The following is a 597-nucleotide window of genomic DNA, read 5'->3' as shown; positions in this document are numbered from 1 at the left end:
GCCGTGCGCGGGAAGCTGGTGGAACAAGATGCGGGCGATGAACCGGCGGCGGAGTTGTTGAAGCGGATCGCGCAGGAGAAGGCGCGGCTTGGAATCAAGCGTCCCTCAAAAGGCTATGACGCAACTGAACTTCCATTTGCGTTGCCTCATGGCTGGGCATTGACCTCTATTGGTGAGGTCTGCTCCAAGACGGGTTCAGGAAGCACCCCACGGGGCGGAAAAGAGGTCTACTCAGACAATGGCATCCCCTTCTTGCGGTCGCAAAATGTCTACGATGACGGCCTGCGCCTCGATGATGTTGCTCTTATCGCCGAAGAAATACATGAACGGATGTCCGGCACGGCAGTAAAACCTGCTGACTTGCTTCTGAACATTACGGGCGGCTCAATGGGGCGCTGCTGCCGTATTCCGGATGACTTTAACGAGGCCAACGTAAGCCAGCACGTCGCGATCATTCGTGCAGCATTGACCGGCATGGCCGACTTTTTACACCGCTTGGTGCTTTCCCCATACTTTCAGGCCTTCATCTTTGGCGAGCAGACGGGCGCTGGGCGCGGCGGGCTACCTAAGAACCGCATGGATCGAATTGCGGTCGCA

Annotated in this window: 1 pseudogene; it reads left to right on the top strand. The window is 57.3% G+C overall.

Annotated elements, in window-relative coordinates:
• A pseudogene (locus ACP2AV_RS15675) lies at positions 1-597 on the top strand (hypothetical protein); the annotation flags it as partial.

It is taken from the genome of Aliiroseovarius sp. PTFE2010 (assembly GCF_049943335.1).
In the GTDB taxonomy this organism is placed as follows: Bacteria; Pseudomonadota; Alphaproteobacteria; order Rhodobacterales; family Rhodobacteraceae; genus JBNFVY01.
This window is presented reverse-complemented; position numbering and strand designations above follow the sequence as displayed.